Here is a 15,937-nt window from a genome sequence, read left to right as displayed (position 1 = left end):
AAGAAAGTGAAAAATTTGTGGATAAATATATGAATTTAAAATAGATTAAAACTTAAATGTTACATATAGTGTAAAGGAACTCTAAAATTGAAATAATTCATTTTAGAGTTTTTTTCTTTTATTAGTATATTTATTAATAAAAATTTATTTTAGTTAAAAAACTTCATATTTTTTTTAGGTTTTTTCTTGTTATTAGTAAAAATATATAATATAATTGGTAATGAAATATGTGTTAAAACAATGTTTTTGATTCAAAAATTTTGAATAAATATGTATAAATTGAAAGGAGATTATTATGATAGGAATTATCATAGCAAGTCATGGAAATTTAGCAAGTGGTATTCTTGAAACAAGTAAGATGATACTTGGAGATGTTGAGAATTTAGCTGCTGTTGGTATCTATCCAAATGAAGGACCAGAAGATTTAAGAAATAAAATCTTAGAAGCTGCTAAATCTTTTGATAATCAAGATGAAGTATTAGTTTTAGTTGATATATGGTCAGGAACACCATTTAATCAGGCAAATTCTTTAGTTACAGAATACCCTAATTGGGCTATAGTAACTGGAGTTAATTTACCATTATTAGCTGAAGCTATAGATGTTAGAGATGATGTATCTACTGCACATGAATTAGCATCAAAAATTTTAATTGAGGGTAGAGAGGGGATTAAAGTTAAGCCTGAGGAACTTGAACCTAAGAAGGTTAGAAAACAAGCGACAAACTTAAATACAGACTTAGGTAATGGTAAAATATCATATGTATTAGCAAGAGTTGATACAAGATTATTACATGGTCAAGTTGCTACTTCATGGACAAAATCAACTAAACCAGATAGGATTATAGTTGTTTCAGATTCAGTATCAAAAGATGCATTAAGAAAGACTATGATAACAGAAGCAGCACCTCCAGGGGTTAAAGCTAATACTGTACCTATTGATAAAATGGTAGAAGTTGATAAAGATCCTCGTTTTGGAAATACAAGAGCTATGCTTTTATTTGAAACACCTCAAGATGTTTTAAAAGCTATTGAAAAAGGTATGAAAATAGAAGAATTAAATATAGGTTCTATGGCACATTCTGTAGGAAAAGTAGCTGTAACAACGTCTTTAGCTATGGATATGAATGATGTTGAAACTTTCGAGAAATTAATAAGTTTAGGTGTTAAAATGGATGTTAGAAAAGTTCCAGCTGATTCGCCAGAAAATATAGAACAAATTTTAAAGAAAGTTAAAGAAAAATTTTAGAAAAATTCAGGAGGAATAAATATGTCAATACTAACAATTTTATTAGTTGTTTTAGTTGCATTCTTAGCTGGTATGGAGGGAATATTAGATCAATTCCAATTTCATCAACCACTAGTTGCATGTACATTAATTGGTCTTGTTACAGGACATTTAACTGAGGGTATTATACTTGGTGGTTCATTACAAATGATAGCATTAGGTTGGTCAAATGTTGGAGCAGCAATAGCACCAGATGCAGCACTTGCTTCAATAGCATCAGCTATAATAATGGTTTTAGGATTAAATGGTGGAGAATCAGATATAACAAGATCAATAAACTCAGCTATAGCACTTGCTATACCTTTATCAGTAGCAGGATTATTCTTAACTATGATAACTCGTACAATATCAATTTCAATAGTTCACTTAATGGATGGAGCTGCTAAAAAAGGAAAAATTAAAACTATAGAAATGCTACATTTCTTTGCATTATTCATGCAAGGATTACGTATTGCAATACCAGCATTATTATTATGTATAATTCCATCAACAGTAGTTACTAACATATTACAAAGTATGCCTGAATGGTTATCTGGTGGAATGGCAGTTGGTGGAGGAATGATAGCTGCTGTTGGATACGCTATGGTTATTAATATGATGTCAACTAAAGAAGTATGGCCTTTCTTTATAATAGGGTTCTGTTTAGCTGCTATAAGTCAATTAACATTGATTGCTCTTGGAGCTATAGGAGTAAGTTTAGCTTTAATTTATTTAGGATTAAAGGAAAGTGCAGCATCTTCAAGTAATGGTTCTGTAGGGGATCCATTGGATGATATATTAAATGACTATTAGAATTTGGAGGATTTAAAATGGAAAAGAAAATAACATTATCTAAAAAAGATCGTTTTAAAGTAGCTGTGCGTCATCAATTACTTCAAGGTTCTTGGAATTATGAACGTATGCAAAATGGAGGTTGGGCTTACTCTATTATACCAGCAATTAAAAAACTATATACAAAAAAAGAAGATCAAATATCAGCTTTAGAACGTCATTTAGAGTTTTATAATACTCACCCTTATGTTTCAGCACCAGTTATGGGGGTTACATTAGCCTTAGAAGAAGAAAGAGCAAATGGAATACCTGTTGATGATGCAGCTATACAAGGGGTTAAAATAGGAATGATGGGACCTTTAGCAGGAGTTGGAGATCCAGTATTCTGGTTTACAGCAAGACCTATACTTGGAGCATTAGGAGCTTCTCTTGCGTTAGCTGGAAGCATATTAGGACCATTATTATTCTTCTTTGTATGGAATATTATGCGTTTTGCATTCTTATGGTACACACAAGAATTTGGATATCAAGTTGGAGTTAAGATTACTAAAGATTTATCAGGTGGATTACTTGGAAAAATCACTCAAGGTGCTTCTATATTAGGTATGTTCATAATAGGGGCATTAACTCAACGTTGGGTAAGTATATCATTTACTTCAAAAGTATCAGTTGTTAAACAAGCTGAAGGAGCCTACATTAACTGGGAAGCATTACCTAGTGGAACAGAAGGAATAAAAGCAGCTTTAGAACAATACAGTTCTCTTGGAGCAACAGGATTAAACGTTGATAAAGTTACTACATTACAACAAAATATAGATTCATTAATTCCTGGAATATCAGCATTATTATTAACTTTATTATGTTGTTGGCTACTTAAGAAAAAAGTATCACCAATTTCTATAATAGTAGTATTATTTGCAGTTGGTATTTTAGCAAGAGTTGCTGGAATAATGTAATATGATAGAATCCTTAAATAATAAAATTGATTTAACTATAAGTGCAAGCTCTTTTTCTGGAATAACAAGTTATGGTAAAGTTCTTGTAGGTAATAAATCTTTTGAATATTATAACGATAGGAATATTAATGACTATATTCAAATACCTTGGGAAGAAGTTGAATATATTGCAGCTCAGGTTATTTTCAAGAAATGGATAACTAGATTTGTGATATTTACAAAGAGAAATGGGAAATTTTCATTTTCTACTAAGGATAACAAGAAAACATTAAAAGTTGTTAGTAGTTACATAGATAAATCAAAAATGGTTAAATCTAAGACATTTTTAGATATTATATTTCTAGGAATTAAAAGACTAGTAAGAAGAAATTTTAGATAATATACTACACCTCAATAAACTGAGGTGTAGTTTTTATTTTAAGTAATAAAAAAAGAATTAACTCCTGCTTATTACAGAAGTTAATCCTTATTAGTATGTCAAATTAAATTTGTCTAACTTTTTGGGGTCAGTACAAATTAACTCTTTTTTATGATGTCTTTAAAAAATTATAAATATTTTGTGTAACTAACTTAGAAAGAAAAGTAATCTTTCTATTTAATCCATTTTTATACTTAATAAAGATAGACTTATTTTCCATTTCAACATTTGATATATTTTCTGTATTTACTATAGAATAACCCAAAATTAAAATTTTATCATCATAATAAATATTTCCTAAATTAACTAAGAGAACTTCCAAATACATGTAAAAACATTCCTAACTTAAGAGTATCTAAATTTTTAAAGTATACACCTAAAATTAAAGCTAAAGTTGCTAAAAAGTAAAAACCATAGGCAAATGAATAATCATAACCAACCTTTGTGAATTTCATTTTATTTTTTATTTTCAGAACTTCTAAGTAAAGCATACGAAGTGTTAATAAAAACATAACTACAGCTACCATTTTATTAATTATATTCCCAAAACTATTTGTACTATCTAAAGTAAATAAGAAGTATACAGGAATAAAACTTAAAATGTAGAACATAATATTAAATTTTGTTTTGTACATAGTATCACACCTTTCTATTCGTATTATATTATACACACACATATATATAGTCAATAAAAATAAACCTATACTACAATTCTTTGTACTATCTTGAAAGAATTTAAAAATTAGTATATACTTACATATATATAAATATTGAAAGTGAGATATATTAAATGAAACTTAGATTAGAGACTACATATGTTAAACCATTTATTGGTAAACATGAATATGAGCAAATTAGACCATTTGTAGAACTTGCAGACAAAATACTTATGGATAAAAGTGGAGCAGGAAATAACTTTTTAGGTTGGTTAGATCTTCCTAAAAATTATGATAAAGAAGAATTTTCTAGAATTAAAAAAGCAACTGAAAAAATACAAAAAGATTCAGAAGTATTAATAGTAATAGGTATAGGAGGTTCATATTTAGGTGCAAAATCAGCTATAGAATTTTTATCTAATACTTTCTATAACAACATGAGAAAAGAAGATAGAAAAACACCTGAAATATATTTTGCAGGGACTAATATGTCTCCAGTATATTTACAACATTTAATTGATTTAGTAGGAAATAGAGATTTTTCTGTTAATGTAATTTCTAAATCAGGAACTACAACAGAACCAGCTATAGCATTTAGAGTATTTAAGAAAAAACTTGAAGAAAAATATGGTAAAGAAGAAGCTGCAAAAAGAATATATGCAACTACAGATAAATCTAAGGGAGCATTAAAAAATCTTTCAATTAATGAGGGATATGAAACTTTCATAGTACCTGATAATGTAGGGGGAAGATTTTCTGTATTAACAGCAGTAGGATTACTTCCTATAGCTGTAGCAGGTATTAATATAGATGAGTTAATGCAAGGTGCATATGATGCCATGGTAGATTATTCTACTAAAGAATATTACGAAAATGATGCTATGATATATGCTGCAACTAGAAGCCTTTTATACAATAAAGGGAAAAATATGGAAATTTTAACTAACTATGAACCAAGACTACACTATATCGCAGAATGGTGGAAACAGTTATTTGCTGAATCTGAAGGAAAAGATGGAAAAGGAATTTACCCTACTAGTGCAGATTTTTCAACAGATTTACATTCTATAGGACAATCTATACAAGAAGCAAGAAGAACTATGTTTGAAACAGTACTATTAATAGATAAACCTGAAATTGATATATTAATAGAAAAAGAAGATTCAGATCTAGACGGGTTAAACTATTTAAGTGGAAAAGGAATAGATTATGTTAATAAACAAGCTGCTAAGGGTGTAATACTTGCTCATGTAGATGGTAATGTTCCTAATCTTGTAATTAATATACCTGAGGCAACACCTTATCACTTAGGATATATGTTTTATTTTTTTGAAAAAGCAGTAGCTATAGGTGGATATATGTTATGTATAAATCCTTTTGATCAACCAGGGGTTGAAGAATATAAAAGAAATATGTTTGCTTTATTAGAAAAACCAGGATTTGAAGAAGAAACTAAAAAATTGTTAGATAGATTAAAATAAATAATATGGACATTTTTTTCTTTGAACCCCTTTTGTAAAAACTAAGGCAAAATTAATGAATATATATGAGAAAAAATAATAATTAAATTGTATAATTATGATATACAAGAAAAAGGAGAGATTAAAATGAAAAAATTAATGGCATTATCAGTTATGGTATTTGCAATGAATACATTTGCAAATTCAAATGCAATGATGAATACAGATAAAATGGTAAAAGAAGAAAAAGCAGTTGTAGAAATGATGAATGAAGAAGTTAAAGTAAATTTAGTTGGTTCTAAAGGTGAAACTGCAACAGTTATGATTAATGGAGATATGGCAAAATTTAGTATGAATGGTGAAAAAATCACTTTAAAAAGAATTGTGAGTGCATCAGGAGAGATTTTTGCAAATGAAGATAAAACAGTAATTTTAGGGATTAAAGGACAAGATGCTTTCTTTGAAATGCATGGAAAGGTTATAGATTTCAAAGCTATGCAAGAAGTTATGGAAGAAATAGTTATAAATTTCCATAGTGTTAAGGGAGAAGCTCATTCACATGCTTTAGTAGTTATTAAAGGAGACCATGCATTTATAAGAGTAGATGGAATGGAATATGAATTAGAAAGAATTATGAGTGCATCAGGAGAAATGTTTGCAAATAAAGATAAAACAGTAATTTTAGGAATTAAAGGAACAGAAGCATTTGTTGAAATAAATGGAAAAATTTCAAATTACTTCCAAGTTGGTAAAGCAAGCAAAGGATATGCAAATCATATGGAACATCATCATATGTAGTATTAAAAAATAGGAACAGAAGTAGTTATATGCTTCTGTTTTTTTTACGTAATATAAAATTGTTTTAGTTGATAAAATTTTAAATAAACGATATAATCAATATTATAGAAAAAATTTAGGAGGAGATTTGGTATCAATAATTAGAGCTAAAAGAACAGCAATAGCAAAGTATAATGGTATGTATAAAGATGTAAAGTTAGTTGATTTTTCAGCAGATTTACTAAAAAGTATTACTAGTGATATCAAAGTAGATGAGGTAATATTAGGTAATGTTTTAGCAAATAATTTGGGACAAAATATTGCAAGACAGATATCTATTAAAGGAAATCTTGAAAATTACATTCCTGCATTTTTGGTAAATATGGTTTGTGGTTCAGGTATGAAGGCAATTGAGCTGGGATATAGCAGTATAGTAAGTGGTAATAACAATGTGGTATTAGTTGGTGGAGTGGAGAAGATGACTGGTAGTGAGAATATGTTAAAAGATGGATTAACAGATGCATTCTCAAATACTCATATGGGGCTTACTGCTGAGAATATAGTAGACATTTACGGTATTAGTAGAGAAGAGTTAGATGATTTTGCGTTTAATTCACAAAAAAAAGCACAAAATGCTATAGAAAATGGATATTTTAAAGAAGAAATATATAATGGAATGGTAGATGAATATCCAAGATTTAATTTAGAAAGAGAAAAATTATCTAGTTTAAAAACAGCATTTAAAGAAGATGGAAAAGTAACTGCTGGAAATTCTTCAGGAATTAATGATGGAGCAGCTATGTTAATTTTAGCTAATAGTGAATACGCAAAGGAAAATAATATGGAAATACTTGCAAATATTAAAGGATTTGCGACAGTTGGAAATGATCCGAGTGTTATGGGCCTTGCTCCAATATATTCTACTAAAAAATTGCTTGAAAAATTTAATTTAACTGTTGAAGATATAGATCTTTTTGAAGTAAATGAGGCATTTAGTGCAGTTTCACTTGCATTTAATAAAGAGTTAAATATTCCAGAAGATAAAGTTAATGTAAATGGAGGAGCTATAGCTCTTGGACACCCTATAGGTGCAAGTGGAGCAAGAATAGTAGTAACTTTAGTTCATGAATTAATAAGAAGAAATCTTAAAAGAGGAATAGCTACTCTTTGTATAGGAGGAGGTCAAGGAATTTCGATTTTAATTGAAAGGTGATTATGAAAATAGGAATAGACAAAATAGGGTTAGAATTTTCTGATAAATATTTAGATATTAAAGATTTAGCGATAGCAAGAAATGTAGAGGTTGATAAGTTTGTTAAAGGTATAGGTCAACTTGAGATGTCATTTACATCTAAAAATCAAGATATAGTTACTCTTGCAATAAAAGCGGCAAGAGATATATTAACAGAAGAAGATAAAAAAAATATAGATTTAGTAATATTTGGAACTGAATCTTCTGTAGATGAATCTAAGGCTGCTAGTATATATATTAAAAACTATTTAGGCATTAATGATTACTGTAAATGTATAGAAATAAAACAAGCATGTTTTGGAGCTACAGCAGGACTTGATTATGCTAAGGCACATATTGCAACAAGTCCTAATTCTAAGGTTCTTGTAATAGCAGCAGATATAGCAAAATACGGTAAAAATAGTAGTGGAGAAGTAACACAAGGTGCAGGTGCTATAGCAATGTTAGTATCTCGTGATCCAAGAATAGTTATATTTAATAATGATGAGGTTGCTTTTAGTGAGGATATCATGGATTTTTGGAGACCGACTTATTCTAAATATGCGTTAGTAGATGGTAAGTTTTCAGTTGAAAAATATTTAGAATTGCTTGATAAATCATATAGTGAGTATATGCGTTTAAATGATGTAGATTTTAAGGCTATATGTTTACATGTTCCGTATGCTAAAATGGCATATAAAGGGTTAAATAGTATAACAAATGATGAAAAGATATTAAAAGAGTTTGAAGCAAGTGTTATGTATAATAAGAGGATAGGAAATATTTATACTGGTTCTTTATACTTATCTATGTTATCTTTAATACTTAATTCTGAAAATATTAAAGCTGGGGATAAAATAGGTATGTTTAGTTACGGTTCTGGAGCTGTTGCTGAATTTTTCTCTGTTACTTTAGTTGATGGTTATAGAAATGTTTTATCTAAAGAAAAAATAGAAATAAAATTAAATAATAGAAAAAGATGCACTGTAAAAGAATATGAAGATATATTTTTTGAAGATATTAATTTAGATGAAAATGGAAATGTATATTTAGGAAATATAGATGATGATGTGTATTTAAAAGGAATATCAAGCCATAGAAGAATGTATGAAGTGAGAAATTATGTGGAAGGATAGTTATAAGAAAAGTAGGAAAGATAGGATAAGCTTACTTAAAGAAAATGGTAATATTAGTGAGTATACATTTGATTTATTAAATAATTCTGCAGTGTTAAGTGATGAAATGGCAGATAAGTTTATAGAAAATCAAATAGGTGTTTATGGACTACCTCTTGGTATAGCAACTAATTTTTTAATTAATGGTAAGGAATATGTGATACCTTTTGCTATAGAAGAACCTTCAGTAATAGCAGCTGCATGCAACGTGGCTAAGATGATTAAAAAAAGTGGAGGATTTAAAGCAAAAATAATAGATAGGTTAATTATTGGTCAGATAGCTATATATGATGTTGAAGATTTTGAAAAAGCTAAAGATGATATTAGTAATATTAAAGATAAACTATTAAAAATAGCTAATGAATCCCAAGAAAGTATAGTAAATTTAGGTGGAGGAGCAAGAGATATTAAAATAGAAAGGAGGGAAAGTTTTTTAATTATATACCTTTATGTAGATACTGTAGATGCTATGGGAGCAAATACTGTAAATACTATGCTTGAAAGTATAGCTCCTGTAATACTTGAGGTTTGTTCAGGAACTAAACTTATGAGTATAATATCTAATTATTCTACATCTAGCTTGGTTAAAGCTGAATGTTTTATAGAAGTAGAAGAAAGTTTAGGAAAAAGAATAGAAAAAGCAATAGAATTTGCAAATGTAGATACATATAGGGCTGTAACTAATAATAAGGGGATATTTAATGGTATAGATGCCATTGCCCTTGCAACAGGTAATGATTGGAGGGCAATAGAAGCAGGAGGACATGCTTATGCATCAAGAGATGGTAAGTATAAGAGTTTAACTAGTTGGAATTATACAAATGGAATATTGCATGGGGTTATAGAACTACCTTTAGCTATTGCAAGTTTTGGTGGTTCTGTTGGGGTGCATCCTACAAGTAAAATATCTCTTGAAATACTTGGAAATCCAAATGCCAAAGAACTTGCAGAAATTACTGCATGTGTAGGACTTGCACAAAATTTTGCTGCACTTAGAGCTTTGGTTACTGTTGGTATACAAAAGGGACATATGAGATTACAATTGAAATCATTTGCTATGTATTTAGGGTTAGATGATGATAAAATTAAAATTCTTGAAAAAGAATTTGAGAGTGAAACACATATCACACTAGATAAAGTTAAAGAAAAAATAAAATATATGGATTAGAAAGAAGGGATTTTTTATGAATCTTGAAAAAATGGAACAAAAATTTAACGAAAGAAATTTTAGAGTATTGCAAAATGCAACTCTTAGAATGGGAATTAGTGATGCAGTAATTAATAATGATGTATTTTCTGAAACTATACATGTATTTTCTGAAAATATTGAAACAGGAAAAGTATCAAATCAAAAATCAAGTGGAAGATGTTGGATATTTGCTGCACTTAATACGTTAAGACATAAGATGAATAAAGAATACAATTTAGAAAATTTTGAATTATCACAAACATATACTTTCTTCTGGGATAAATTAGAAAAATCTAATTTTTTCTTAGATGCAATAATTAAAACACATAAAGAAGATATAGATTCAAGATTAGTACATCATTTATTAGCTGTGCCTCAACAAGATGGGGGACAATGGGATATGGTAGTATCTTTAATACAAAAATATGGAGTAGTACCAAAAAGTGTTATGCCAGAAGTATATCATTCTTCAAATTCTGCTATGCTTAATACACTTTTAAATAAGAAGTTAAGACTTAATGCTGAAATATTAAGAAATAGTGATTTAGATGAAAAAGAATTGTATGATTTAAAAGAAACTATGATGGAAGAGATATATTCATTCTTATGTGTTATGTTAGGTGTGCCCCCTAAAGCATTTAACTTTGAATACTATGATAAAAATAAAAAATTCCATAGAGATTTAAACATTAACCCACAAGATTTTTATAACAAATACATCAATGTTGATTTAAATGAATATGTAAGTATAATAAATGCACCTACTAAAGATAAACCATTTTATGAAATGTTTACTGTAGAATATTTAGGTAATGTAATAGATGGAAAACCTGTTAGATATTTAAATTTACCTATGGATGAATTTAAAAAATTGGCTATAAGACAAATTAGCGATGGAGAAACTGTATGGTTTGGTTGTGATGTTGGACAAAATTCACAAAGAACTTTAGGGATAATGGACTTAAATTTATTTGAATTTGAAAAAAGTTTTGGAATTAAGTTTGAGCAAAGCAAATCATCAAATCTTGATTATTGTGAAAGTTTAATGACGCATGCTATGGTTTTATCAGGAGTAAATATTATTGATGGTAAATCAACTAGATGGAAGGTTGAAAATAGCTGGGGAGAAGCAAATGGAGAAAAAGGATACTTTGTAATGAGTGATGAATGGATGGATAAATATACATACCAAATAGTAATTAATAAAAAATATTTATCACAAGAATTACAATCTAAATTAAATAATGATCCTATAGTACTTAAACCATGGGATCCTATGGGTTCTTTAGCTATATGTAAATAAAAGGGGGAAATAATGAATATAGGTAAATTAGGATTTGGTGTATATAAGATTACGGATGAAGAAAAAATTAAAGTTGCACTTCAAACTGCAATAGATGTTGGTTATAGATTGATAGATACAGCAACGTATTATAGGAATGAAGCTTTTATAGGAAATTTCTTAAAAACTTGTAAATTAAAAAATGAGTTAGTAATTACTACTAAAGTTTGGCCAAGTGATATGAGTTATGATGACACTTTAAGATCTTTTGAAAATAGTCATAAGCTACTTGATGGTAAAATAGATATTTTATTAGCACACTGGCCTCACCCAGAGAAATTTATAGAATCATATAAGGCGATGGAAAGATTAAAAAATGAAGGTGCTGTAAAAGAAATAGGGGTATGTAATTTTAAAATAGAACACTTAGAAAAATTAAAACAGCATTGTTCTATTAAACCATTTTTTAATCAAGTAGAATTACATCCTAAATTTTCTCAACCTGAACTTAGATCATATTTAAAAAAAGAAGGGATACAAGTAGAAGCATGGATGCCTATAGCAAAGGCTAAATATTTAGATGATGAAGTATTGATAAATATTGCAAGAAAATATAATGTTACTTCATCTCAAGTAATATTAAACTGGCATATACAAAGAGGAATTTATGCTATTCCTAAATCAGAAACACCTTCAAGAATAGTAGAAAATTTTAATTCACAAAATTTCATTTTAAATGATGAAGATTTAAAATGTATAGATATGATGGATGAGGGAGTTAGATTTAGTTTAGATCCAGATGATTTTCCCTATGATAAAAAATAGATAAATAGAAAACATGTACAAAATTTGTACATGTTTTTTTATACTCTACACAATAAAGTAAAATATATCTAAAAAACAATTTATATTTTTTAATTTATTAGGTATAATGTTAATGTAAAATATATAATAAGGGAGTGGTGATGAGAATGATAGGTAAAATATTTATTACACTTTTTCCTTATTTTGATATATTGAAGAGAAAAAAAGGATTTAAAAAAAGACCAGTTTTAGTCATAGGTAGAACTAGTGATAATGATTGTATAATATTACCTATTTCAACTATAACTAAAAAACGTTATTTCAATATATAGTATGATATAGAAATAGATCCAAAAAAAATATCCAGAATTAAATCTTGATAGATTATCATATATTAGAGTTTATAAACAGGCTATAATATTTAAAAAAGAATTACATAAAGAAATAGGAAATTTAAAATTAGAATATGTTGTAAAGTATATAGAAATAATGAAAAAGTTAGAAGGATTTAACAAAAAGTTATTGTATAATAATTATTCATTTTAAGTTTCAGTTTTTTGTTGCAACATACTTTTTTTTAATGATATAATTACAAATAATATGAAAATTGAAAGGAGAGATGTGAATTTTATCACATAATTGAATTATGAAAGTAATTATTGCAGGAACTGGAGCTATGGGTGCAACTTATGGATCTATGTTAAAAAAATCAGGAAATGAAGTAATTTTTTTAGATTTATGGCAAGAAAATGTTGATTCTATTAATAAAAATGGAATTAACTTTAAAAATATTGGAGTAGAAGAAAATATTAAAGCAGAGGCATACTTGCCATCACAATATAATGAAACAGCAGATTTAATAATAGTATTTACTAAATCTATGCAATTAAAAGAGATGTTAAATGATATTAGACATTTAATTTCTGAAAAAACAAGTGTATTATGTTTATTAAATGGTTTAGGACATATAGATACTTTAAAAGAATTTGTTAAACCTGAACAAATTTTAATGGGAGTTACAGTTTTAACTGCTGGTATGAAAGGTGCTGGAATGTTTGAAGTAACTAATTATGGTAAAACAGAAATTCAAAACATTTCAGAAGCTGGTAAAGAAAATGCAATTAAAGTTGTAGAATGTATTAATAATTCAGGATTACCTACAGTATATTCTGAAGATATCCTGTTTTCTATATGGAGAAAGGCATGTATTAATGGAACTATGAATGCATGTTGTGCTTTACTTGACTGTAATATGTTAGAATTAGGTGAAATTGAAAAATCAAGAGAATTATTAGGTAAAATTGTAAAAGAATTTGCTGCTGTTGCTGAAAAAGAAGGAACTATATTAAATGTTGAAGAAATTACTAATTTAGTTTGTTGGTTTACAACAGAAGAGTTTCAAGGAGTAAGACATTACCCATCTATGCATCAGGATTTAATTCAAAAAAGAAGATTAACAGAAATAGATTATTTAAATGGGTATGTGTCTAAAAAAGGAAAAGAATATGGTTTAGATACAAGTTTTTGTGATTTAATAACTATTTTAATACATGGAAGAGAAAGCGTTTTAATTGGAGGGTAAGATATATGAAAAATATGACAATAAAACAATTTGTAATGAAAGTATTAAATGGTACTGCTATAGGTATAGTAGTTGGATTAATACCTAATGCAGTATTAGGAGGATTATTTGGTTATTTAGCACAATTTCATCCTGTTTTTGGAGTTTTAAAACAAATTTGTGTTGATATACAATGGTTAGTAGCTCCTATGATAGGATTTTTAGTAGGGTTACAATTTGGATTTAATCCTATGAAATCTGCTGTAATGATGTCATCTACATGGATAGCATCAGGGGCTTTAACGAGAGTAGATGGAGTTTTAAAAATAGGGTTAGGAGATCTAATTAATGTTATGTTAATTGCAGGTATAGCTGCTTATGTTACGATGCTTTTAGGAGAAAAATTAGGATCGCTAACTATAGTTTTACAACCAATAATAGTTGGAGTAGGTGTAGGATTTTTAGGTCTTTTAATATTACCTTATGTACAAAATATTTCAACAACTATAGGATATGGTATTAATTCATTTACTACTTTACAACCTATATTAATGTGTATTTTAATTGCTATGTCATTTTCTATACTAATAGTATCACCTATTTCTACAGTAGCCATAGGAATAGCTATAGGATTATCAGGGCTTGCAAGTGGTTCTGCAAATATTGGAGTATCATCAACAGCAGCTGTATTAGTTATAGGTTCTTGGGCAGTGAATAAAGCTGGGGTTACTATAGCAGTTGGTATGGGTGGAATGAAGATGATGATGCCTAACATTGTTAAAAACCCCATAATGCTTTTACCTATTTTGACAACTTCTTCTATAGCAGGTTTAGTTGTAAGAATACTAGGTATTAGTGGAGATAAGGTGAGTTCAGGATTTGGATTTGTAGGACTTGTTGGACCTATTAAAGCTATGAGTGAATATTCTGCAAGTGGAATAACTGGAGTAAAAGCATTGATATATGTGTTAGTAGCTTATCTTGTAGTACCATTTGGAATAGGATTAATTTCACATATTATATACACAAAAGTACTTAAAGTATATAAACCTGAAATATATAAGTTTGAAAATTAAAAGTATAAATTAAACCAAAGACTTTTATTTGTCTTTGGTTTTTTATTAATTTAAAATACTTAAATCTTATTTTGAAAATGTTTTTGATGTTGACAAAACAGTGGGGAGGGGTATACTGTTATTATATTGATAAAAAATCAACAAAATAAAAAGGAGAAAAAATGTATATGAGAAAAAGTTTATTCTTGGTTACATTTTTAGCATCATTTTAAATTATTTCTATTTCTAACACAGAGAAAATTGTAGATGAGATTATAGAAGAAAATATAAAAAAAATAAATGAAATTGAAAAACAAACTATATATGATGAAGATGGAATAGAAAAAAATAAAAATAAATTTAAAGTAAAAGATGATAAAAATGGAAAAATTGTATTTAATAAAGATATATCATCAAATGATGTTATTGTAAATTCAAATTAGAAGGCAAAGAGCCTTAGAGTTGAAAATAATGCAAATATTTCTAGTTCAAAAGAAATAATTTTGGGGAATAAAGAAACTCATAAAGAAGGTCAAATTTCAGAATCAGTTGAGTATAAAAATTTAGTTTATGTAATAAATAATAAGAGTATAACAACTTCATCAGATGATGTGACAGTCTTAGGTCTAAATTCAACTTACGTGTATTATAAAAATGCAGAAAATTCATCATTAAAAGGTGGGGTTGAATTAAATGCTAAGAATTTGGGAGTTTTAGATAATGCAGGAATAATAGATTCGTTAAGTTTTGTTTCAGAAGAAGGTGGAAGTTTAATAAATAGAAAAACGGGTTTGATAAAAAATATTAGAATGGTTACTACAGGAGATGTGAATTTAAAAAATGAAGGGAAAATAGAATCAGGCTTATTTGTTGATGTAAATAATTCTTCATCTTCAAAAATAGTAAATTCTGGAGAAATTAAAGGTAACCTATATATCCAAAATACAGATGCTGATATTGATTATGATAAAAAAACTATATTTTTAAATACCAAAACTGGAGTAATTAAAGAAGCAGATTCACATCTTATAGTTGGATTAAATATGAATTTTGAAAATTTTGGACATATAGAATCAAAAACAGATTTATATATTAATACTTTAAAGGGTAGAATAGACAATAATAATAAAATCAAAGGAAATATGAGTGTTGAAGATTATACTTTTATAGACATAAGTGATAAAACAAAAGAAATAGCTCCTTTGAAAGTTAACTTGCAAAATGGAGTGTTAGAGGGAGATCTAATACTTAAAAAGAAAGATTTTAATGAAACTATAGTAACTATTAAATCATTAGATAATGTAACAGGAAATATGA

The 15,937-nt window shown here is 27.8% G+C and carries 16 protein-coding genes and 1 pseudogene; 15 read left to right on the top strand and 2 right to left on the bottom strand.

Translation table 11 applies throughout. The features are described from left to right. Nucleotides 1–295 precede the first annotated feature (295 nt). Genes BUE91_RS01845 through BUE91_RS01830 form a run of 4 tightly spaced genes read left to right on the top strand, consistent with a single transcriptional unit; the run spans nt 296 to nt 3,391 of the window. The gene (locus BUE91_RS01845) at nt 296–1,246 is read left to right on the top strand and encodes a mannose/fructose/sorbose PTS transporter subunit IIA (protein WP_073507762.1); all 951 of its coding nucleotides are present in this window, start codon (nt 296–298) and stop codon (nt 1,244–1,246) included. A 21-nt stretch (nt 1,247–1,267) separates the two neighbouring features. After that, the gene (locus BUE91_RS01840; protein WP_073507761.1) at nt 1,268–2,077 is read left to right on the top strand and encodes a PTS mannose/fructose/sorbose transporter subunit IIC; all 810 of its coding nucleotides are present in this window, start codon (nt 1,268–1,270) and stop codon (nt 2,075–2,077) included. A gap of 17 nt (nt 2,078–2,094) precedes the next feature. After that, nucleotides 2,095–3,012 carry a PTS system mannose/fructose/sorbose family transporter subunit IID gene (locus BUE91_RS01835; RefSeq protein WP_073507760.1) on the top strand — a complete coding sequence of 306 codons (918 nt, stop codon included), beginning with the start codon at nt 2,095–2,097 and terminating at the stop codon, nt 3,010–3,012. Between the two features lies 1 nt (nt 3,013). Then, nucleotides 3,014–3,391 (top strand): DUF956 family protein, encoded by a 378-nt coding sequence (locus BUE91_RS01830; protein ID WP_073507759.1) that lies wholly within the window; start codon nt 3,014–3,016, stop codon nt 3,389–3,391. Nucleotides 3,392–3,539: 148 nt separating this feature from the next. On the opposite strand, the gene BUE91_RS01825 is transcribed toward BUE91_RS01830, so the two are convergent. Together BUE91_RS01825 and BUE91_RS01820 are read right to left on the bottom strand one after the other, a co-directional pair. Next, a complete protein-coding gene (locus BUE91_RS01825) occupies nt 3,540–3,752 on the bottom strand; it encodes a hypothetical protein (protein ID WP_143605221.1) in 213 nt (70 codons plus the stop codon). After that, nucleotides 3,733–4,065 (bottom strand): hypothetical protein, encoded by a 333-nt coding sequence (locus tag BUE91_RS01820; RefSeq protein ID WP_073507757.1) that lies wholly within the window; start codon nt 4,063–4,065, stop codon nt 3,733–3,735. The genes BUE91_RS01825 and BUE91_RS01820 overlap by 20 nt, the downstream gene beginning before the upstream one ends. A 155-nt stretch (nt 4,066–4,220) precedes the next feature. On the opposite strand from BUE91_RS01820, the gene BUE91_RS01815 reads away from it, so the two are divergent. The 11 genes and pseudogenes from BUE91_RS01815 to BUE91_RS01770 form a co-directional block, all read left to right on the top strand. Then, nucleotides 4,221–5,567: a glucose-6-phosphate isomerase gene (locus tag BUE91_RS01815; RefSeq protein ID WP_073507756.1), complete on the top strand. Its 1,347-nt coding sequence runs from the start codon at nt 4,221–4,223 to the stop codon at nt 5,565–5,567. Nucleotides 5,568–5,693: 126 nt separating this feature from the next. Next, nucleotides 5,694–6,344, top strand: coding sequence for an MliC family protein (locus BUE91_RS01810; protein WP_073507755.1), 651 nt, complete (start codon nt 5,694–5,696; stop codon nt 6,342–6,344). 127 nt (nt 6,345–6,471) lie between these two features. Then, the gene (locus tag BUE91_RS01805; protein WP_073507754.1) at nt 6,472–7,536 is read left to right on the top strand and encodes a thiolase family protein; all 1,065 of its coding nucleotides are present in this window, start codon (nt 6,472–6,474) and stop codon (nt 7,534–7,536) included. Nucleotides 7,537–7,538: 2 nt separating this feature from the next. After that, nucleotides 7,539–8,690 (top strand): hydroxymethylglutaryl-CoA synthase, encoded by a 1,152-nt coding sequence (locus tag BUE91_RS01800; protein WP_073507753.1) that lies wholly within the window; start codon nt 7,539–7,541, stop codon nt 8,688–8,690. Then, nucleotides 8,677–9,897: a hydroxymethylglutaryl-CoA reductase, degradative gene (locus BUE91_RS01795; protein WP_073507752.1), complete on the top strand. Its 1,221-nt coding sequence runs from the start codon at nt 8,677–8,679 to the stop codon at nt 9,895–9,897. The genes BUE91_RS01800 and BUE91_RS01795 overlap by 14 nt, the downstream gene beginning before the upstream one ends. 16 nt (nt 9,898–9,913) lie before the next feature. Continuing rightward, a complete protein-coding gene (locus tag BUE91_RS06880; RefSeq protein WP_083573721.1) occupies nt 9,914–11,221 on the top strand; it encodes a C1 family peptidase in 1,308 nt (435 codons plus the stop codon). A 12-nt stretch (nt 11,222–11,233) separates the two neighbouring features. Beyond that, on the top strand, nt 11,234–12,025 hold the full coding sequence (locus BUE91_RS06875) for an aldo/keto reductase (RefSeq protein WP_083573719.1): 792 nt from the start codon (nt 11,234–11,236) through the stop codon (nt 12,023–12,025). A gap of 146 nt (nt 12,026–12,171) precedes the next feature. Then, on the top strand, nt 12,172–12,336 hold the full coding sequence (locus BUE91_RS07050; RefSeq protein ID WP_180371198.1) for a hypothetical protein: 165 nt from the start codon (nt 12,172–12,174) through the stop codon (nt 12,334–12,336). A 314-nt stretch (nt 12,337–12,650) separates the two neighbouring features. After that, the gene (locus tag BUE91_RS01780; RefSeq protein ID WP_073507751.1) at nt 12,651–13,586 is read left to right on the top strand and encodes a 2-dehydropantoate 2-reductase; all 936 of its coding nucleotides are present in this window, start codon (nt 12,651–12,653) and stop codon (nt 13,584–13,586) included. Between the two features lie 5 nt (nt 13,587–13,591). Beyond that, nucleotides 13,592–14,641, top strand: coding sequence for a PTS sugar transporter subunit IIC (locus BUE91_RS01775; RefSeq protein ID WP_073507750.1), 1,050 nt, complete (start codon nt 13,592–13,594; stop codon nt 14,639–14,641). A gap of 482 nt (nt 14,642–15,123) precedes the next feature. After that, nucleotides 15,124–15,937 (top strand): annotated as a pseudogene (locus BUE91_RS01770) (autotransporter domain-containing protein); the annotation flags it as partial.

Source organism: Streptobacillus notomytis, from assembly GCF_001902585.1.
GTDB classification, from domain to species: Bacteria; Fusobacteriota; Fusobacteriia; order Fusobacteriales; family Leptotrichiaceae; genus Streptobacillus; species Streptobacillus notomytis.
This window is presented reverse-complemented; position numbering and strand designations above follow the sequence as displayed.